Here is an 18,848-nt window from a genome sequence, read left to right as displayed (position 1 = left end):
CGCGTCGGGGAGCCGAACCTTAGCGCGTTAGGCGGGGCGCGGGCAATGGCCTGACCGGTTTAATCGAGTAAAGCCCGCACATAAGGACGTTCCAGGCTGGCCTGGGAGAAGTCGCTGGCGTGTTCGCGAACCCATTCCTGGGCGATGACTTCGATGTTTTGCCGATCTTCGCTTTGTTGCTCGCGTGTTCGCTGGTAGCGTTCGATCTGGCAGACCTGTTCACCCATGCGGGCGCCGAACAGGGTTTGCTCGTCGACAAAGGCAATGCCCACCCGGTAACCGTGCTTGCGTTTCAGGCACCAGGCCACGTAGCCCGGATAACAGGCGCTGGCGCCGAGGCTGGGAATGCACATTTGCAACGCCGAGCCTTTGCGCCAGCCGCGTGGTGACTGGCAGGAGACACCGCCCAGGCTGATGCGGTCGAGTTGCTGGCGTGAAATGCAGGAATGCTCAAGCAGAACCAATGTGACGGGAACGTCGTCGGGATGAGGAAGAAAGCGCACCATGAACAACGACTCCCTGCGTCGATCAGTGGAAAAACTTTCCAACAGTATAGTGAAGAGCCTGGAGTTGACGGATTTTGATATCGACCGGAATCTATTGGACCTGCCAGGTGTTTCATTACTGATATTCACCAGTGTCGGCTGCGCCTCCTGCCGCTTCGCCCGGGAGGTCTTGCCGACCCTGGCCTTGCCGGTCGAGCGCCTGTGCTGGATCGATGCGGGTGACAACGGCGGGGCGGTGCAGCGTTACGGGGTGTTTCATCTACCGGCGCTGTTTGTGGTCAAGGACGGTGGTTTTCATGGAGCTGTGCAGTCACGCCTGGCCGTGAACGAGCTTGCCGACGCGGTTCGGCAGGCCTTGAGTCTTGTACCAGAGGAGTTGCCATGACGGGTTCAGTGAGCAGGCCGCGTATCGGCATTATCGGCACCGGTGCGATCGGTGGGTATTACGGTGTGATGCTGGCGCGGGCCGGCTTTGACGTGCATTTCCTGCTGCGCAGCGAATTTTCGGCGGTGGCCGGGAACGGCTTGCGGATCGACAGTGCGGTGCACGGTCCGCTGCATTTGAACAATGTGCAGGCCTATGCCCAGGCCGCCGACATGCCGCCCTGCGACTGGTTGCTGGTGGGGGCCAAGACCACCAGCAACGCCAGTCTCGCGCCGCTGATTGCCCAGGCCGCCGCGCCGGGGGCCAAGGTGCTGGTGCTGCAGAACGGCCTCGACGTGGAGGATGAGTTGCGTGCGCTGCTGCCCGAGTCGCTGCACCTGTTGGGCGGCCTGTGCTTTATCTGCGTGCACCGTGCCGGCCCCGGGGCCATCGTGCATCAGGCCCTGGGTGCGGTGAACATCGGTTATCACAGTGGTCCGTTGCGCGATGATGCGACAGCTCGCCAGGTCCTGGTCGAAGAGGGCGCCAGTCTGTTCCATGGGGCGGGCATCGAGTCCCAGGCCATGGCCAACCTGCAGCAGGCGCGCTGGCAGAAGCTGGTGTGGAACGTGCCTTACAACGGTCTGTCGGTGTTGCTGCGGGCCAGTACCACGCCGCTGATGAGCGACGACAGCAGCCGTGAACTGGTCCAGGGGCTGATGGCCGAGGTGGTCCGGGGTGCCCAGGCCTGCGGTCATGAGTTGCCGGCCGGTTATGCCGAGCACCTGTTCAAGGTGACGGAAAAAATGCCGGACTACTGGCCGAGCATGTACCACGATTTTGTCCACAAGCGGGCGCTGGAGCTGGACGCCGTCTATGTACGTCCACTGGCCGCGGCGAGTGCCGCCGGTTGCGAGTTGCCGAAGATCCGGGCCCTGTACCAGGCCCTGGCATTTATCGACGCGAACAATCGCCAGGGTTGAATACGGTCATGCAGGAGCGACCGGTCGACGCTTGATTGCTGGCGATTGCGATCTGACAGCCGACATTATTCGTCGCTTGGTAAACCGCTATCGCCAGCAAGCCGGCTCCTACAGGTTTTGTGGTGTTTTCAAGATCGGGTTTCTTCAGGGATGAGCAGCGGGGCCGGCCCGACCAGCCGCGCCCCGTGGTCTTCGGGGCGCTGCTAAGCTCAACTGAATCTCCGCCATTCTGGCAATCGAGGAGGCCCCATGATCCGTTCGATGCTGTACGCCACCGACCTCGGTCTGTATGCGCCTTATGTCATGCAGCATGCCCTGGAGTTGGCGCGGACGTTCAAGGCCGATTTGTATGTGGTGCACGCGGTCGAGCCGATGGGGTTGTTCGCCGAGTCGGTGTTGCAGAGCTACCTGGACGAGCAGGCATTGAACGAATTTCACAGCCAGGGTCTTAACACCGTGATGGCGACCATCGAGCAGCGGGTGCTCGACAGCTTTCGCGAGGAGTGCGCCGACGGGCTGCAGGACCTGAGCATGATCCAGTCGATCAAGGTGCTCCAGGGCGACCCTTCGCAGGTCATTCTCGAACAGGCCCGGGTCCTCTCGGTGGACCTGTTGATCGTCGGCAGCCACAGCCACGGCACCGGTGGCGAGGCGCATTTGGGGCGCACCGCCGCGCGGGTCCTGCAGCTGTCCCAGGTGCCGGTTTACCTGGTGCCGCTGCTGCAACGCCGTCGCTATGGCGATATCTGAGTCGGAAAGTCAGCGTTTTGATAAAAAAGTTCTAGATTTATTCTTCAAACCATTCATATAGTTATATATCGCCGCTGTTACTGTGGCGTTTACCTGCTTTGAGGGATACATATGAAGCTTCAACAACTGCGCTACATCTGGGAAGTGGCGCACCACGACCTCAACGTTTCCGCCACCGCCCAAAGCCTTTACACCTCTCAGCCGGGTATCAGCAAACAAATCCGCCTGCTCGAAGACGAGCTGGGCGTCGAAGTCTTCGCCCGCAGCGGCAAGCACCTGACCCGCGTCACGCCAGCCGGTGAACGTATCATCACCACGGCCGGCGAGATCCTGCGCAAGGTCGAGAGCATCAAGCAGATCGCCCAGGAATTCTCCAACGAGAAGAAAGGCACCCTGTCGATTGCCACCACCCACACCCAGGCGCGTTATGCCTTGCCGCCGGTGATCAGCAGCTTTATCAAGCAATACCCGGACGTGGCCCTGCACATGCACCAGGGCTCGCCGATGCAGATCGCCGAGATGGCCGCTGACGGTACCGTGGATTTCGCCATTGCCACCGAAGCCCTGGAACTGTTCGGCGACCTGGTGATGATGCCGTGCTATCGCTGGAACCGTTGCGTGGTCGTGCCTCAAGGCCACCCGTTGACCAAGCTGCCGAAGCTGACCCTGGAAACCCTGGCCGAATACCCGATCGTCACCTACGTGTTCGGTTTCACCGGGCGTTCCAAGCTGGATGAAGCCTTCAGTCATCGCGGCCTGACCCCCAAGGTGGTGTTCACCGCGGCCGACGCCGACGTGATCAAGACCTATGTGCGCCTGGGCCTGGGTGTCGGTATCGTCGCCAAGATGGCGGTGGACCCGGTGCTCGACAAGGACCTGGTGGTGCTCGATGCCAGCGAGTTGTTCGAGTCCAGCGTGACCAAGATCGGTTTCCGCCGCGGCACCTTCCTGCGCGGTTTCATGTGCGACTTCATCGAGAAGTTCGCGCCGCACCTGACCCGTGAAGTCATGGCCAAGGCCATCCAGTGCCACAACAAGCAGGAACTGGAAGAACTGTTCGACGGTGTCGAGCTGCCGGTGCACTGAGTTCCCCGAACATGAAAAAGCCCCGACTGGTTCGGGGCTTTTTTGTGGGTGTTGGAACGCAATCTTGAAGGCCACACGTCACCTGTAGGAGCAGGGCTTGCCCGCGAAGCTTTTAGCGTTCTCGCTGGCCTCTTCGCTGGCAAGCCAGGCTCCTACAAGGACCGTGTCCGGCCTTCAGATCTTCGCAATCAGGTTACCGGAGTGCAGGCCGCATTCCTTCTGCGTGGCTTCTTCCCACCACCAGCGGCCTTCGCGTTCGTGCTGGTTCGGCAGCACCGGACGGGTGCAGGGCTCGCAGCCGATGCTGATAAAGCCGCGTTCGTGCAGGCTGTTGTAGGGCAGTTCGAGCATGCGGATATAACCCCAGATCTCTTCGCTGCTCATTTGCGCCAGCGGGTTGAACTTGTACAGGGTGCGTTCCGGGGTGGAGAAGGCGCTGTCGATTTCCAGTGCCGCCACCTGGCTGCGGGTGCCCGGGCTCTGGTCGCGACGCTGGCCGGTGGCCCAGGCGCTGACGCCGGACAACTTGCGGCGCAGCGGCGCGATCTTGCGGATGCCGCAGCATTCGCCGTGGTTGTCCTTGTAGAAGCTGAACAGACCCTTGGCCTTGACGAAGGGCTCGAGCTCATTGTGATCCGGGGAGATCAGCTCGATGTCGATCTTGTAGTGCTCGCGCACCTGATCGATGAAACGGTAGGTCTCCGGGTGCAGGCGCCCGGTGTCGAGGCTGAAGACCTTGACGTTCTTGTTCAGTTTCCAGGCCATGTCCACCAGCACCACGTCTTCCGCGCCGCTGAAAGATATCCACAGGTCATCGCCAAACTGGGAAAAGGCCAGCTTGAGGATGTCCTGGGCGGACTTGTTGGCATATGTCGCGGCGAGTTCAGCGACGTCGAACGGTTGGCTCATCAGGCGGTTCCTACAGTCAGTGGCGCTTTGCGCTCGAATAGGCGAATAGTAACAAAATCCGTCGGCGCCGGCCCCATGCTCAAGCACGCTCCCTTGCAGGCGCGGGCTTTCAGAGGCTTTGCAGGGTGTCGAGCAAGACCTTCACCTTGGTGATGGACTCCTGGTATTCCGCCTGCCAGTCGGAATCGGCGACGATGCCGCCACCGCCCCAGCAACTGACCTGCCCATCCTTGACCAGCAGGCTGCGGATGGCGATGGAGCTGTCCATTTCGCCGCGCACATCCAGGTACAGCAGCGAGCCGCAATACAGCGCCCGTCGGGTCGGTTCCAGCTCGTCGATGATCTGCATGGCGCGGATCTTCGGCGCACCGGTGATCGAGCCGCCGGGGAAGCTGCCGGCAATCAGGTCGAGGGCGTCGCGGTCTTCGGCCAGGGTCCCGGTCACGCTGCTCACCAGATGGTGCACGTTGGGGTAGCTCTCCAGGCTGAACAGCTCCGGGACCCGCACCGAACCGATACGGCAGGTGCGCCCGAGGTCGTTGCGCAACAGGTCGACAATCATCAGGTTCTCCGCACGGTCCTTGCTGCTGGCCAGCAGTTCGGCGGCGTTGGCGGCGTCCTCGGCTGCGTCGCGGCCACGGGGGCGGGTGCCCTTGATCGGGCGTGTCTCGACCTGGCCCTGGCTGACCTTGACGAAGCGCTCCGGCGACAGGCTCAGCACCGCCCCCTGGTCGGGCAGGCTCTGGAAGCCGGAGAAGGGCGTCGGGCAGGCGGCGCGCAAGGCGCAATAGGCGACCCACGGATCGCCCTGGCAGTCGGCCCGGAAGCGCTGGGCGAAGTTGACCTGATAGCAGTCGCCGGCCTGGATATAGTGCTGGATGCGTTCGAAAGCCCGGCGGTAGGCCTCGGCCGTGAGGTCCGCGGTCATCGGACCCTTGAGCTGGAATTCGCGGCTGTCCTGGCCGGCCGGCTGGCTGAACAGCTGGATCAGCCGTTCCCGTTCGGCGGCTTCGACGCTGGGATGGAAGACCAATTGGCTGCTGCCTTGCTGATGGTCGCTGATCAGCGCCCAGGCATACAGGCCGAAACGCGCATCGGGCAGTTGCAGGTCGTCCCGCGCCTGATGGGGCAGGTTTTCCAGGTGACGGCCGAAGTCGTAGCTCAGATAGCCGATCAGGCCGCCGGCAAACGGCAGTTCAAACCCTGCGGGGAGTTGCGCTTCGCCCAGGCGCGCCAGGTTGTCCCGCAGGCGTTGCAGGAACGCCGCGCCGCGTTCGTCCGGCCAGACCGCCAGTTGCTCCAGCGGCCAGGCGCTGAGCAGGTCGTAACGCCCGCGTTCGGCCTCGGGACGACCACTGTCGAGCAAGACGGCACCAGGCGCATGGCGAATCGCCGCGAAGTAATGGGCGGGATTGGCGTGGTAGGGCAGCGGGTGTACGGAGCAGGTCAACATGGGGGGCGGGTCAGCCATGGGAGCGCGGTGCGCGATTGTAGTCTCCTGTAGGCGTTGCTCCTAGGGGCATGTCGCTGGATGGAGATTGCCTTGTAGGATCTGTCGTTCTGCAGTGGATCAATCGTTGAGCGCCGGCACATGGCCGAACAGTTCCTGGACAAAACGCACCCGTGCCTGCGGTGTCTCGGTGATGCCCTCGGCGGCCAGTTCCGCCAGATGGGCCTCCACGGCATGGGTCCGGTGGGTCAGGCCGCAGTCGTTGGCGATCTGGATATTCAGGCCGGGACGGGCGTTGAGTTCGAGGATCAGCGGGCCCTTGTCCTGGTCCAGGACCATGTCCACGCCGATATAACCCAGGCCGCAGAGCTCATGGCAACCGGCCGCCAGTTGCATGAAACCGTCCCAGTTCGGCAACTGTACGCCGTCCACCGGGTGCGTGGTGTCCGGGTGCTTGCGGATGATGTTGTTCAGCCAGGTGCCGCGCAGGGTGATCCCGGTCGCCAGGTCCACGCCGACACCAATGGCACCCTGGTGCAGGTTGGCCTTGCCGTGGGACTGGCGGGTCGGCAGGCGCAGCATGGCCATGACCGGATAGCCCATCAGCACGATGACGCGGATGTCCGGCACGCCTTCGTAGCTGATGCTCTTGAAGATCGGGTCGGGGGTGACCCGGTATTCGATCAGCGCGCGGTCGCGGTGTCCGCCCAGGGAATACAGGCCGGTGAGGATGCTGGAAATCTGGTGCTCGATTTCCCCGTGGCTGATAAGGCGTCCGGAGATCGAGCGATAATGGCCCTCGAAGCGGTCGGCGATCACCAGGATGCCGTCGCCGCCCGCGCCCTGGGCCGGCTTGATAACGAAATCACGGCGCCCGTCGATGATCGCTTCCAGCCGGTCGATTTCCTTTTCCGTGGAGATCACCCCGTACATTTCCGGCACATGGATGCCGGCGGCGATGGCCCGTTCCTTGGTGATGATCTTGTCATCGACGATGGGGTAGAGGCTGCGCTTGTTGTACTTGAGCACATAGTCCGCGTTACGCCGGTTGATCCCCATGATGCCCCGGGCTTCCAGGGCCTTCCAGGTTTTCCACAGGCCGAACATCAGGCGTTTTCCTTGAGGAACGCCTTGAAGCGCACCAGTTCGGTCAGGCGGTAACCGCGATAGCGACCCATGGCCAGCATGAAGCCCACCAGGATCAGCAGGATCGCCGGGAAGGTGAAGACGAAGTAGATCAGCTCCGGCACGGTCATGATCAGGTGCGCCAGGGACGCCGCGAACAGCGTGCCGATGGCAACTTTCAGGGCATGGTTGGCGCCGCGCTCTTCCCAGGTGATGGAGAGGCGCTCGATGGTCATGGTCAGGATCACCATCGGGAACAGCGCCACCGACAGGCCCCGCTCCAGGCCCAGCTTGTGGCTGAACAGGCTGATGGCGGCGATCAGCACCACGACGAAGGTCAGTACCACCGACAGCCGTGGCAGCATCTGCAGCTTCAGGTGTTCAAGGTAGGAACGTAGCGACAGCCCGAGGGCGGTAATGATGGTGAACAGCACGATGCCGAAGCCCAGCTGGGTTTCGCGGAAGGCCAGGGCAATCAGCACCGGGGTAAAGGTGCCGAGGGTCTGCAGGCCGATCAGGTTGCGCAGGATCAGGATCACCAGCACGCCGATGGGGATCATCACCATGATCATGAAGGTCTGCTGGGTTTGCAGTGGCAGGCCGTAGAGCGAATATTCGAGGAAGTTGGCGTCGGAATTCTCGTCGGTCAGCTTGGCCAGGCGGATCGCGTTCATCTCGCTGTTGTTCAGGCTGAAGGTGACGCCGGCTTTCTTGCCGCCCTCGACGCTGATCAGGTTGTCGGCGCCGGTCCACCAGAGCAGGCGGTCGGACGGCAGGCCCTGTTCACCGGTGTCCGGGTTGAAGTACAGCCAGTCCGTGCCATTGAAGCTGCGCAGCCAGAGCTCCGGGGTCTGCGGTTGATCGGCCACCAGGCGCAGGGTGTGGGCGCGTTCCATCGGCACGTGGGCGATGGACAGCAGCAGCTCGATGATCTGCGCCTTGTGCGGGGTCGAGGGATCGCCGGCCAGCAGCAGCTTGACGTTGTCATCGCCGAGGTTGTTGACCCGTTTGATGGTTTCGCCGATGAAGGTCTCGACGTCCGCCGAGTGCTGGCGGATCGGCGCGAGCAAGGCGTCCGCGGCGATTTTCTCCGGCCCTTCGATCGCCATGCTGTCGCGGAAGGTCGGGCCTTTGACCTTGGGTTTCTCACCGGTGTAGCGCTTGGTCAGCACCAGGCGGTAATACAGCGTCTGCTTGCCGCTGACCTTGCGTGCCGACCAGGTCACCTTGCGGTTGCCGTCGGCGCGGTTGACGCTGACCCCGTAGTTGTTGGAGATGAAGCTCTCGTTGAGGCTGACGTAGTCGCGGCTCAGGGGCGGGACGAACATCTGGATCTTCACCGGTTCCTTGGTGCTGGCGACGAACTCGACCTTGGCGTCGATGTTCCACAAGTCGTCCGTGGCATCCTCGGTGACGGGAATACCCAGCACGAAAATCTGATAGGCCGTGACCGAAGCACCCAGCAACACCAGTACGGTGATGAGGATTTTCAGGTGGAGGGTGAGAGAACGCATTCGGATTACTCGGCGGTTTGAGCGTCGTTGGTGCAGGCGGGTTTGCCGGCAGCGTATTTAAGACTGGGGTCGACCAGCGCATCGAAGCGCTTGAGGGCTTCGGAGCCGATCAGCAGCGGGTATTGGAAGCTGCTGCGGTCGGTCAAGTTCACTTCTATGCTGCGCAAGGCGCTGCCCATGCAGATTTCCAGGCTGATCACCGGGCGTGCGGTATAGGCGTTGCCCTCGTCCGGGTCATAGTCGCCGGCGCGGCGCTTGATCTTGCTGACGCGGGCCAGGGGCAGTTCGATCGGGTGTGAATGGGCGGCGTCGATCGCCAGGTAGAAGCGCACCCAGCTTTCGCCGTTGCGTTTGAACCGGTGGATGTCGCGAGCACTGAGGGAGGCGGTCTTGGCGCCGGTGTCGAGCTTGGCCGGCACTTGCAGGTCGATCCCGGCCAGTTGCGCGTACTCGTTCAGGCCGTACACCGTCTTCTCGGTCGCGAGGCTGATGCCAGGCAGACAAAACAGGCAGAGAAGCAGTAGGGGGAAAGGCTTGAGTCTCATAAATCCTGGCGCGTATCGGGCAATCTTGATTCAAGGGGACTGGCAATGATCGCGCAAGCATCCTCGTACGTCTGTCAGAAAAATATGACAGGCAGCGCATCGGCGGATGCGCGCGGCATTCTAGCATGCCGGACCTGTCGCGCCAGCGCCGGGCGCCTCCCTTGTCGGATAGGCCGGGGTTGTCCCTTGCCGTGTGCAGTGCAGGGCGCTTCTTAGACTATTGTTGACAATACCAATTAATTCTTTGACTGATTTGTTGATATTGGCTAGTTTTAGCGCCATTGAAGGATAAGGTGTCGACAATATGCTGCATGAGCTGGAGCCGCCCGCGATTGCCCAGGACGATTCGGAAACCTTGTCCGAGAACGTCTTCCGGCGCATTCAAGCGGCGATCGTCAAGGGTGAAATCGCCCCCGGCAGCAAGATTTCCGAGCCGGAACTGGCACGCACCTACGGCATCAGCCGCGGCCCGCTGCGCGAGGCCATTCACCGTCTGGAGGGCCAGCGACTGCTGGTGCGCGTGCCCCATGTCGGTGCGCGGGTGGTGTCCCTCAGCCAGGCCGAACTGATCGAACTCTACGAAATTCGCGAGTCCCTCGAAGGCATGGCCTGTCGCCTGGCGGCCGAGCGCATGACCGCCGAGGAAATCGAGGAGTTGAGAGAGGTTCTCAATACTCATGAGCGCGACGCGGCGTTCCAGGCCGGGGTCGGTTATTACCAGCAGGAAGGCGATTTCGACTTCCACTACCGGATCATCCAGGGCGCCGGCAACCGCACCCTGACCCAGATGCTCTGCGGCGAGCTGTACCAGTTGGTGCGCATGTACCGCATCCAGTTTTCCGTCACCCCCAACCGGCCACGCCAGGCGTTCGCCGAGCACCACCGGATTCTCGACGCCATCGCCGAACGCGATGGCGAATTGGCCGAACTGTTGATGCGCCGCCATATCGGCGCGTCGAAACGCAATATCGCGCGTCACTACCAGGACGCCGTCAAACCGACAGCTACGAAGCGAGGTGAGTCATGAGTCAGGGTTCCAACAAGAGCACGCCCGGTCAGCGTTTCCGCGATGCGGTCGCCAGCGAACAGCCCTTGCAGGTGGTCGGCGCGATCAACGCCAACCACGCCTTGCTGGCCAAGCGCGCCGGCTTCAAGGCCATCTACCTGTCCGGCGGCGGTGTCGCGGCCGGCTCCCTCGGGGTGCCGGACCTGGGCATCACCGGCCTGGATGACGTGCTCACCGACGTGCGGCGGATCACCGATGTCTGCGACCTGCCGCTGCTGGTGGATGTCGACACCGGTTTCGGTGCCTCGGCGTTCAACGTGGCGCGCACGGTCAAGTCGATGATCAAGTTCGGCGCGGCGGCGATCCATATCGAGGACCAGGTCGGCGCCAAGCGTTGCGGCCACCGTCCGAACAAGGAAATCGTCACCCTGCAGGAAATGGTCGACCGCATCAAGGCGGCGGTGGATGCCCGCACCGACGACAGTTTCGTGATCATGGCCCGCACCGACGCCCTGGCCGTGGAAGGCCTGGAGTCGGCCCTGGAACGGGCCGCCGCGTGCATCGAGGCCGGCGCCGACATGGTCTTTCCGGAAGCCATCACCGAACTTGAAATGTACAAGCTGTTCGCCAGCCGCGTGAAGGCACCGATCCTGGCCAACATCACCGAGTTCGGCTCGACGCCGCTGTTCACCACCGAACAGCTGAAGTCCGCCGACGTGTCCCTGGTGCTGTACCCGCTGTCGGCGTTCCGCGCGATGAACAAGGCGGCGGAAAACGTCTACACCGCGATTCGCCGGGATGGCACCCAGCAGAACGTCATCGACACCATGCAGACCCGCATGGAGCTTTACGATCGTATCGACTACCACACCTTCGAGCAGAAGCTCGATGCGCTGTTTGCCCAGAAGAAGGGCTGAGACCTGACTACCCTGACTTGCCGGGTCCCTGATAAATTCAAGAATTGGAGAGAGCAATGGCTGAAGCAAAAGTACTGAGCGGTGCCGGCCTGCGTGGCCAGGTCGCCGGGCAAACCGCCTTGTCCACCGTCGGCCAGGCCGGTGCCGGCCTGACTTACCGTGGCTACGACGTGCGTGAACTGGCCGCCGACGCGCGTTTCGAAGAAGTTGCCTACCTGCTGCTCTACGGCGATCTGCCGAATGCCACCGAACTGGCGGCCTACATGGGCAAGCTGAAGACCTTGCGGGATCTGCCCCAGGCGCTGAAGGAAGTCCTCGAGCGGATTCCCGCCGACGCCCATCCGATGGACGTGATGCGCACCGGCTGTTCCTTCCTTGGCAATATCGAACCCGAAGGCGACTTCGCCCGCCAGCATGAAGCCACCGACCGGCTGCTGGCCGCGTTCCCGGCGATCATGTGCTACTGGTATCGCTTCAGCCACGAAGGCAAGCGCATCGACTGCGTGACCGACGAGGCTTCCATCGGCGGCCACTTCCTGCACCTGCTGCATGGCAAGGCGCCGAGCGAGCTGCATCGCAAGGTGATGGACGTGTCGCTGATCCTCTACGCGGAGCACGAGTTCAACGCCTCGACCTTTACCGCGCGGGTCTGTGCCTCGACCCTGTCCGACCTGTTCTCCTGCATCACCGCGGCCATCGGTTCCCTGCGCGGTCCGCTGCATGGCGGTGCCAACGAGGCGGCGATGGAAATGATCGAGCGTTTCAGCTCGCCCCAGGAAGCCGTCGAAGGCACCCTCGGCATGCTGGCGCGCAAGGACAAGATCATGGGCTTCGGCCACGCGATCTACAAAGACAACGATCCGCGCAATGAAGTGATCAAGGGCTGGTCGAAGAAACTCGCCGATGAAGTCGGTGACACCGTGCTGTTCCCGGTCTCCGAAGCCATCGACAAGACCATGTGGGAACAGAAGAAACTCTTCCCCAACGCCGACTTCTACCATGCCTCGGCGTACCACTTCATGGGCATCCCGACCAAGCTGTTCACGCCGATCTTCGTCTGCTCGCGCCTGACCGGCTGGGCCGCGCATGTGTTCGAGCAGCGTGGCAACAACCGCATTATCCGTCCGAGCGCCGAGTACATCGGCGTCGAACAGCGCAAGTTCGTGCCAATCGAGCGTCGCTGACTGGAGGAAGTGGATCGTTACAGGTTGGAGTCCAGCTCAAGAACACCGCCGACCTGTAGGAGCCAGGCTTGCCTGCGAAGGGGCCCTTGAAGCCGCCAAAAGCTTCGCGGGCAAGCCCTGCTCCTACAAGGACGGTGTTCAGGTTTGAGAGCCGGTTCCGGCAGGTTCCGCGTCCACTCTTGACCTTACCGTGATCGAGTCCCAGACCATGAATAGCCAATACCGTAAATCGCTGCCCGGCAGCCACCTGGATTTCTTCGACGCCCGTGCGGCAGTCGAGGCCATCCAGCCCGGGGCCTACGCGACCCTGCCTTACACCTCGCGGGTACTCGCCGAGAACCTGGTCCGGCGCTGCGACCCGGCGACCCTCACCGATTCCTTGAAACAACTGATCGAGCGCAAGCGCGACCTCGACTTCCCCTGGTTCCCGGCCCGGGTGGTCTGTCATGACATTCTCGGCCAGACCGCCCTGGTCGACCTGGCCGGCCTGCGCGATGCCATCGCTTCCCAGGGCGGCGACCCGGCCCAGGTCAACCCGGTGGTGCCGACCCAGCTGATCGTCGACCACTCCCTGGCTGTGGAATGCGGCGGTTTCGATCCGGATGCCTTCACCAAGAACCGCGCCATCGAAGACCGGCGCAACGAAGACCGTTTCCATTTCATCGACTGGACCAGGAAGGCCTTCAAGAACGTCGATGTGATCCCGCCCGGCAACGGCATCATGCACCAGATCAACCTGGAGAAAATGTCGCCGGTGATCCAGGCGCGGGACGGCGTGGCTTTCCCTGACACCTGTGTCGGCACCGACAGCCACACCCCCCACGTCGATGCCCTGGGGGTGATCGCCATCGGTGTCGGCGGCCTCGAAGCCGAGAGCGTGATGCTCGGCCGGGCGTCCTGGATGCGCCTGCCGGAAAGCGTCGGCGTCGAACTGACCGGCAAGCTGCAACCGGGCATCACCGCCACCGATATGGTGCTGGCGTTGACCGAGTTCCTGCGTAAACAGAAAGTGGTCGGCGCCTGGCTGGAGTTCTTTGGCGAAGGCGCCTCGGCCCTGACCCTGGGCGATCGCGCGACCATTTCCAACATGGCTCCGGAGTACGGCGCCACGGCGGCGATGTTCTACATCGACCAGCAGACCATCGATTACCTGAAGCTCACCGGGCGTGAAGACGACCAGGTCAAGCTGGTGGAAACCTACGCCCGCCACACCGGGCTCTGGGCCGACAGCCTGAAAGGCGCGGACTACGAGCGTGGCTTGAGCTTCGACCTGTCCTCGGTGGTGCGCAACATGGCCGGCCCGAGCAACCCCCATGCCCGCGTTGCCACCAGCGACCTGGCGGCCAAGGGCATTGCCGGCCAGTGGGACGATGTGCCGGGGCAGATGCCCGACGGCGCGGTGATCATCGCCGCCATCACCAGTTGTACCAATACCAGCAACCCGCGCAACGTGATCGCTGCCGGCCTGATGGCGCGCAACGCCAACAAGCTCGGCCTGACCCGCAAGCCCTGGGTCAAGTCGTCCCTGGCGCCGGGTTCCAGGACCGTGGCGCTGTACCTCGACGAAGCCGGACTGACCAAGGAGCTGGAGCAACTGGGCTTTGGCGTCGTGGCTTTTGCCTGCACCACCTGCAACGGCATGTCCGGCGCGCTGGACCCGGCGATCCAGCAGGAAATCATCGACCGCGACCTCTACGCCACGGCCGTGTTGTCCGGTAACCGCAACTTCGACGGGCGCATCCATCCGTACGCCAAGCAGGCCTTCCTCGCCTCGCCGCCACTGGTGGTGGCCTACGCCATCGCCGGCACCATCCGCTTCGATATCGAGAAGGACGTGCTGGGCCTGGACGCCGACGGCCAGGAGATCCGCCTCAAGGACATCTGGCCGAGCGACGAAGAGATCGACGCGGTGGTCAAGGCCTCGGTGAAGCCGGAGCAGTTCCGCAAGGTCTACATCCCGATGTTCGCGATCCACGAAGACACCGGTCCCAAGGTCGCGCCGCTGTACGACTGGCGGCCGATGAGCACCTATATCCGCCGTCCGCCGTACTGGGAAGGCGCCCTGGCCGGTGCGCGGCCGCTCAAGGGCATGCGCCCGCTGGCGGTGCTGCCGGACAACATCACCACCGACCACCTGTCGCCGTCCAACGCCATCATGCTCGACAGCGCGGCTGGCGAGTACCTGGAGAAAATGGGCCTGCCGGAAGAGGACTTCAACTCCTACGCGACCCACCGGGGTGACCACCTGACCGCACAGCGCGCGACCTTCGCCAACCCGAAACTGTTCAACGAAATGGTCGTGGAAAACGGCAAGGTCAAGCAGGGCTCCCTGGCGCGGGTCGAGCCGGAAGGCCAGGTCATGCGCATGTGGGAAGCCATCGAAACCTACATGGCACGCAAGCAGCCGCTGATCATCATTGCCGGTGCCGACTACGGCCAGGGTTCGTCCCGTGACTGGGCGGCCAAGGGCGTGCGCCTGGCCGGGGTCGAGGCGATTGCCGCCGAAGGCTTCGAGCGTATCCACCGCACCAACCTGGTGGGCATGGGCGTGTTGCCGCTGGAGTTCAAGCCGGGTACGGACCGCAAGACCCTCGGCATCGACGGCACCGAGACCTTCGACGTGATCGGTGAGCGCACCCCGCGTAACACCCTGACCCTGGTCATCAATCGTCACGACGGCGAGCGTCTCGAAGTGCCGGTGACCTGCCGCCTCGACACCGCCGAAGAGGTCTCGATCTACGAGGCCGGCGGTGTCTTGCAGCGTTTTGCCCAGGACTTCCTCCAATCGGCCACGGCTGGCTAGGCGACCTGCCGGGGCGGCAGTCCGCCCCGGCCCTCACAGGACACGATTTCATGGCCCACGTAGCGCAAATCAAGATCCCCGCCACCTATATGCGTGGCGGCACCAGCAAAGGGGTGTTCTTCAACCTCAACGACCTGCCCGAAGCGGCGCAATTGCCCGGCGCGGTGCGCGATGCGTTGTTGTTGCGGGTGATCGGCAGCCCCGATCCCTATGAGAAGCAGATCGACGGCATGGGCGGGGCGACCTCCAGCACCAGCAAGACGGTGATCCTGTCCAAGAGCATCAAGGCCGACCACGACGTCGACTACCTGTTCGGCCAGGTCTCCATCGACAAGCCGTTTATCGACTGGAGTGGCAACTGCGGCAACCTGTCGGCGGCGGTCGGTTCGTTCGCCATCAGCGCCGGCCTGGTGGATGCCGGGCGGATCCCGCGCAATGGCGTGGCGGTGGTGCGGATCTGGCAGGTGAATATCGGCAAGACCATCATCGCCCATGTGCCGATCACCGAGGGTGCGGTGCAGGAAACCGGTGACTTCGAACTCGACGGCGTGACCTTTCCGGCCGCCGAAGTGCAGCTGGAGTTCATGGATCCGGCGGCCGAGGAAGAGGGCGCCGGCGGTTCGATGTTCCCCACCGGTAATCTGGTGGACGACCTGGAGGTGCCGGGTGTCGGTACCTTCAAGGCGACCATGATCAATGCCGGGATTCCGACGATCTTCGTCAATGCGGCGGATATCGGCTACACCGGTACTGAGTTGCAGGGCGATATCAACGGCGATCCCAAGGCCCTGGCGATGTTCGAGACGATCCGTGCCTACGGTGCCGTGCGCATGGGCTTGATCCGCCATATCGATGAGGCGGCGACCCGTCAGCACACGCCGAAGGTGGCGTTTGTCGCGGCGCCGGCGAGCTACACCGCGTCGAGCGGCAAGCCGGTGGCGGCGGCGGATCTGGATCTGCTGGTACGGGCCTTGTCCATGGGCAAGCTGCACCACGCGATGATGGGCACGGCGGCGGTGGCCATCGGCACGGCGGCGGCGATCCCCGGCACCCTGGTGAACCTGGCGGCGGGCGGTGGCGCGCGCAGTGCGGTGCGTTTCGGCCATCCGTCGGGCGCCTTGCGGGTCGGCGCCGAGGCCACTGAGGTCAACGGCGAGTGGACCGTGGTCAAGGCCATCATGAGCCGCAGTGCGCGGGTCCTCATGGAAGGCTGGGTGCGTGTGCCGGGCGATGCCTTTTGAGCTGAACCACCCACGGAGTGAAGCGAAGATGAGTGCCAACGTTGATCTGAACATCCGTCCCGATTACGACCAGGTCCTGCAGGACATCGCCGACTACGTTCTCGGCTACCAGATCGAGTCCGCGGAGGCGCTGGATACCGCGCGCAATTGCCTGATGGACACCTTGGGCTGCGGCCTGCTGGCCCTGCGTTTTCCCGAGTGCACCAAGCATCTCGGGCCGTTGGTCGAGGGCACCGTCGTGCCGTTCGGCTCCCGTGTGCCGGGGACGAGCTTTCGCCTCGATCCGGTCAAGGCCGCCTGGGATATCGGCTGCATCGTCCGCTGGCTCGATTACAACGACACCTGGCTGGCGGCCGAGTGGGGCCACCCCTCGGACAACCTCGGCGGGATTCTCGCGGTGGCCGATCATCTGTCGCAGAAACGCGTGGCCAACGGCGAGGCGCCGCTCAGCGTGCGGGTGGTGCTGGAAGCGATGATCATGGCCCACGAGATCCAGGGCGTGATCGCCCTGGAAAACTCCTTCAATCGGGTCGGCCTTGATCACGTGCTGCTGGTGAAAGTCGCTTCCACCGCGGTCACCGCCAAACTGATGGGCGCCAGCCGTGAACAACTGCTGGCGGCGCTGTCCCATGCCTTTGTCGATGGCCAGGCGCTGCGCACCTATCGTCATGCACCGAATGCCGGCTCGCGTAAATCCTGGGCAGCGGGGGATGCGACCAGCCGTGGCGTACGCCTGGCGGATATCGCCCTGCGCGGGGAAATGGGCATTCCCGGGGTGTTGAGCGCGCCGCAATGGGGCTTCTACGATGTGCTGTTCAGTCACACCAACAAGGATCTGGCGCTCAAGCCCGAGGACAAGCGCACTTTCAGCCTTTCCCAGCCGTATGGCAGCTATGTCATGGAAAATGTGCTGTTCAAGATCAGTTTCCCGGCCGAGTTCCATGCCCAGACCGCCTGCGAGGCAGCGGTGACGCTACATCCGCAGGTCAGGAACCGCCTGGGCGAGATCGAGCGGATCGTGATTACCACCCATGAGTCGGCGATTCGCATCATTTCCAAGGTCGGCAAGCTGGCCAATGCCGCCGACCGCGACCACTGCCTGCAGTACATGACGGCGGTGCCGCTGGCTTTCGGCAACCTGGTGGCCGAGCACTACGAGGACGATTTCCACGGGAGCCATCCGATCATCGACGTACTGCGCGAGAAGATGGTGATCGTTGAGGACCCGCGTTACACCCGTGAATACCTGGAGGCCGACAAGCGTTCGATCGCCAATGCGGTGCAGGTGTTCTTCAAGGACGGGACGAGTACCGCGCAGGTGCTGGTGGAATACCCGATCGGCCATCGCCGCCGTCGGGCCGAGGGCATTCCGTTGCTGGAAGACAAGTTCAAGGCCAATCTGGCGACGCGCTTTACCGCCCAGCGCAGTGCCGAGATCCTGGCCCTGTGCAAGGACCCGGCGCGCCTGGAGGCGACGCCGGTGCATCGGTTTGTCGATCTCTTCGTGATCTAGGCGCGTTACTTGAAGCGCCGCTCCACGCCTTTCTCGACGAGAATCTTCGCGGAAATCTCTTCCACCGAGAAATGCGTTGAATTGATATGGGCGATGTTCTCGCGGCGGAACAGGTTTTCCACCTCGCGCACTTCGAACTCGCACTGGGCATAGCTGGAGTAGCGGCTGTTGGGCTTGCGCTCGTTGCGGATCGCGGTGAGGCGGTCCGGGTCGATGGTCAGGCCGAACAGCTTGTGCTGGTGGGCGCGCAGGGCGGCCGGCAGTTGCAGGCGCTCCATGTCGTCCTCGGTCAGCGGGTAGTTGGCCGCGCGGATGCCGAATTGCATCGCCATGTACAAGCAGGTCGGGGTCTTGCCGCAGCGCGACACGCCCACCAGGATCAGGTCGGCCTTGTCGTAATAGTGGGTGCGGGCGCCGTCGTCGTTGTCCAGGGCGAAGTTCACCGCCTCGATGCGCTCCATGTAGTTGGAGTTGCCGCCGATGGAGTGGGACTTGCCCACCGAGTAGGACGAGTGTTCGCTCAGTTCCTGTTCCAGCGGGGCGAGGAAGGTGGAAAAGATGTCGATCATGAAACCATTGGACGTGGCGAGGATCTCACGAATGTCCTGGTTGACGATGGTATCGAAGATGATCGGGCGAAATCCGTCCTTTTCGGCGGCGATATTGATCTGTTGCACCATGGCCCGCGCCTTGTCCACGCTGTCGATGTACGGGCGGGTGAATTTGGCGAAGGTAATGTTCTCGAACTGCGCCAGCAGGCTTTGACCCAGGGTTTCGGCGGTGATGCCGGTACCATCGGAGATAAAGAAAGCAGATCGTTTCATTTGCGCCTTGGGCCTTAAGCTGGTGACGATTCTTGGATATGATAGGCGGGATTTGTCCGCCAGGAATGGCTGGCATTCTCACTTATTTTCCAGGTCCAGGCCACATGGCGGATAACCTGCCCATTAGA

At 63.0% G+C, this 18,848-nt stretch carries 17 protein-coding genes; 10 read left to right on the top strand and 7 right to left on the bottom strand.

The window, feature by feature from the left end; genetic code table 11:
- Positions 1–59: 59 nt before the first annotated feature.
- On the bottom strand, positions 60–506 hold the full coding sequence (locus CWE01_RS12455; protein WP_100940820.1) for a PilZ domain-containing protein: 447 nt from the start codon (positions 504–506) through the stop codon (positions 60–62).
- On the opposite strand from CWE01_RS12455, the gene CWE01_RS12450 reads away from it, so the two are divergent.
- The 4 genes from CWE01_RS12450 to cysB all read left to right on the top strand — a co-directional run bounded on the left by CWE01_RS12450 (position 505) and on the right by cysB (position 3,689).
- On the top strand, positions 505–891 hold the full coding sequence (locus tag CWE01_RS12450) for a co-chaperone YbbN (protein WP_100940819.1): 387 nt from the start codon (positions 505–507) through the stop codon (positions 889–891). The two genes, CWE01_RS12455 and CWE01_RS12450, sit on opposite strands and share 2 nt — an antisense overlap.
- Positions 888–1,853 (top strand): putative 2-dehydropantoate 2-reductase, encoded by a 966-nt coding sequence (locus CWE01_RS12445; protein WP_100940818.1) that lies wholly within the window; start codon positions 888–890, stop codon positions 1,851–1,853. Before CWE01_RS12450 ends, CWE01_RS12445 begins: the two co-directional genes overlap by 4 nt.
- A gap of 249 nt (positions 1,854–2,102) precedes the next feature.
- The gene (locus CWE01_RS12440; protein ID WP_100940817.1) at positions 2,103–2,603 is read left to right on the top strand and encodes a universal stress protein; all 501 of its coding nucleotides are present in this window, start codon (positions 2,103–2,105) and stop codon (positions 2,601–2,603) included.
- A gap of 111 nt (positions 2,604–2,714) precedes the next feature.
- The gene (gene cysB / locus CWE01_RS12435; protein WP_040065465.1) at positions 2,715–3,689 is read left to right on the top strand and encodes an HTH-type transcriptional regulator CysB; all 975 of its coding nucleotides are present in this window, start codon (positions 2,715–2,717) and stop codon (positions 3,687–3,689) included.
- Between the two features lie 174 nt (positions 3,690–3,863).
- Here the strand turns inward: cysB and CWE01_RS12430 are convergent, their stop codons facing one another.
- The 5 genes from CWE01_RS12430 to CWE01_RS12410 form a co-directional block, all read right to left on the bottom strand.
- Positions 3,864–4,598, bottom strand: a complete 735-nt coding sequence (locus CWE01_RS12430) for a phosphoadenylyl-sulfate reductase (RefSeq protein WP_100940816.1) — start codon at positions 4,596–4,598, stop codon at positions 3,864–3,866.
- Between the two features lie 109 nt (positions 4,599–4,707).
- Complete coding sequence (gene pabB, locus CWE01_RS12425) at positions 4,708–6,051, bottom strand: aminodeoxychorismate synthase component I (RefSeq protein ID WP_100940972.1); 1,344 nt, start codon at positions 6,049–6,051, stop codon at positions 4,708–4,710.
- Between the two features lie 117 nt (positions 6,052–6,168).
- Positions 6,169–7,155, bottom strand: a complete 987-nt coding sequence (locus CWE01_RS12420; protein WP_100940815.1) for an alpha-L-glutamate ligase-like protein — start codon at positions 7,153–7,155, stop codon at positions 6,169–6,171.
- Complete coding sequence (locus tag CWE01_RS12415) at positions 7,155–8,687, bottom strand: inactive transglutaminase family protein (protein ID WP_100940814.1); 1,533 nt, start codon at positions 8,685–8,687, stop codon at positions 7,155–7,157. Before CWE01_RS12415 ends, CWE01_RS12420 begins: the two co-directional genes overlap by 1 nt.
- 5 nt (positions 8,688–8,692) lie before the next feature.
- Entirely contained in the window at positions 8,693–9,232 is a 540-nt protein-coding gene (locus tag CWE01_RS12410) for an ATP-dependent zinc protease (protein WP_100940813.1), read from the bottom strand.
- Between the two features lie 304 nt (positions 9,233–9,536).
- Here CWE01_RS12410 and CWE01_RS12405 point away from each other — a divergent pair, with 304 nt between their 5' ends.
- From CWE01_RS12405 to prpD, 6 genes are all read left to right on the top strand, one after another.
- The gene (locus CWE01_RS12405) at positions 9,537–10,259 is read left to right on the top strand and encodes a GntR family transcriptional regulator (protein WP_100940812.1); all 723 of its coding nucleotides are present in this window, start codon (positions 9,537–9,539) and stop codon (positions 10,257–10,259) included.
- Positions 10,256–11,155, top strand: coding sequence for a methylisocitrate lyase (prpB, locus tag CWE01_RS12400; protein ID WP_100940811.1), 900 nt, complete (start codon positions 10,256–10,258; stop codon positions 11,153–11,155). The genes CWE01_RS12405 and prpB overlap by 4 nt, the downstream gene beginning before the upstream one ends.
- A 56-nt stretch (positions 11,156–11,211) precedes the next feature.
- Positions 11,212–12,339, top strand: coding sequence for a 2-methylcitrate synthase (prpC, locus tag CWE01_RS12395; RefSeq protein ID WP_100940810.1), 1,128 nt, complete (start codon positions 11,212–11,214; stop codon positions 12,337–12,339).
- A 208-nt stretch (positions 12,340–12,547) separates the two neighbouring features.
- Positions 12,548–15,142, top strand: coding sequence for a Fe/S-dependent 2-methylisocitrate dehydratase AcnD (gene acnD / locus CWE01_RS12390; RefSeq protein ID WP_100940809.1), 2,595 nt, complete (start codon positions 12,548–12,550; stop codon positions 15,140–15,142).
- Positions 15,143–15,192: 50 nt separating this feature from the next.
- Positions 15,193–16,383, top strand: coding sequence for a 2-methylaconitate cis-trans isomerase PrpF (prpF, locus tag CWE01_RS12385; RefSeq protein ID WP_100940808.1), 1,191 nt, complete (start codon positions 15,193–15,195; stop codon positions 16,381–16,383).
- Positions 16,384–16,411: 28 nt separating this feature from the next.
- A complete protein-coding gene (gene prpD / locus CWE01_RS12380; protein WP_100940807.1) occupies positions 16,412–17,896 on the top strand; it encodes a 2-methylcitrate dehydratase in 1,485 nt (494 codons plus the stop codon).
- A gap of 5 nt (positions 17,897–17,901) precedes the next feature.
- On the opposite strand, the gene CWE01_RS12375 is transcribed toward prpD, so the two are convergent.
- The gene (locus CWE01_RS12375) at positions 17,902–18,720 is read right to left on the bottom strand and encodes a pyruvate, water dikinase regulatory protein (protein WP_100940806.1); all 819 of its coding nucleotides are present in this window, start codon (positions 18,718–18,720) and stop codon (positions 17,902–17,904) included.
- Positions 18,721–18,848: the final 128 nt, after the last annotated feature.

The sequence above is a fragment of the Pseudomonas sp. QS1027 genome (assembly GCF_002814235.1).
In the GTDB taxonomy this organism is placed as follows: domain Bacteria; phylum Pseudomonadota; class Gammaproteobacteria; order Pseudomonadales; family Pseudomonadaceae; genus Aquipseudomonas.
Note: the sequence above shows the minus strand (reverse complement) of the source record. Positions and strands in the feature narration are given on the sequence as shown.

What these genes read in the sequence shown, in the direction of transcription:
- CWE01_RS12415 (WP_100940814.1), bottom strand. Translation starts at nt 8,687, where the DNA reads ATGCGTTCTCTCACCCTCCACCTGAAAATCCTCATCACCGTACTGGTG.
- prpC (WP_100940810.1), top strand. Translation starts at nt 11,212, where the DNA reads ATGGCTGAAGCAAAAGTACTGAGCGGTGCCGGCCTGCGTGGCCAGGTC.
- pabB (WP_100940972.1), bottom strand. Translation starts at nt 6,051, where the DNA reads ATGTTGACCTGCTCCGTACACCCGCTGCCCTACCACGCCAATCCCGCC.
- CWE01_RS12410 (WP_100940813.1), bottom strand. Translation starts at nt 9,232, where the DNA reads ATGAGACTCAAGCCTTTCCCCCTACTGCTTCTCTGCCTGTTTTGTCTG.
- CWE01_RS12440 (WP_100940817.1), top strand. Translation starts at nt 2,103, where the DNA reads ATGATCCGTTCGATGCTGTACGCCACCGACCTCGGTCTGTATGCGCCT.
- CWE01_RS12455 (WP_100940820.1), bottom strand. Translation starts at nt 506, where the DNA reads ATGGTGCGCTTTCTTCCTCATCCCGACGACGTTCCCGTCACATTGGTT.
- prpD (WP_100940807.1), top strand. Translation starts at nt 16,412, where the DNA reads ATGAGTGCCAACGTTGATCTGAACATCCGTCCCGATTACGACCAGGTC.
- CWE01_RS12405 (WP_100940812.1), top strand. Translation starts at nt 9,537, where the DNA reads ATGCTGCATGAGCTGGAGCCGCCCGCGATTGCCCAGGACGATTCGGAA.
- cysB (WP_040065465.1), top strand. Translation starts at nt 2,715, where the DNA reads ATGAAGCTTCAACAACTGCGCTACATCTGGGAAGTGGCGCACCACGAC.
- CWE01_RS12450 (WP_100940819.1), top strand. Translation starts at nt 505, where the DNA reads ATGAACAACGACTCCCTGCGTCGATCAGTGGAAAAACTTTCCAACAGT.
- CWE01_RS12445 (WP_100940818.1), top strand. Translation starts at nt 888, where the DNA reads ATGACGGGTTCAGTGAGCAGGCCGCGTATCGGCATTATCGGCACCGGT.
- CWE01_RS12420 (WP_100940815.1), bottom strand. Translation starts at nt 7,155, where the DNA reads ATGTTCGGCCTGTGGAAAACCTGGAAGGCCCTGGAAGCCCGGGGCATC.
- acnD (WP_100940809.1), top strand. Translation starts at nt 12,548, where the DNA reads ATGAATAGCCAATACCGTAAATCGCTGCCCGGCAGCCACCTGGATTTC.
- prpB (WP_100940811.1), top strand. Translation starts at nt 10,256, where the DNA reads ATGAGTCAGGGTTCCAACAAGAGCACGCCCGGTCAGCGTTTCCGCGAT.
- prpF (WP_100940808.1), top strand. Translation starts at nt 15,193, where the DNA reads ATGGCCCACGTAGCGCAAATCAAGATCCCCGCCACCTATATGCGTGGC.
- CWE01_RS12430 (WP_100940816.1), bottom strand. Translation starts at nt 4,598, where the DNA reads ATGAGCCAACCGTTCGACGTCGCTGAACTCGCCGCGACATATGCCAAC.
- CWE01_RS12375 (WP_100940806.1), bottom strand. Translation starts at nt 18,720, where the DNA reads ATGAAACGATCTGCTTTCTTTATCTCCGATGGTACCGGCATCACCGCC.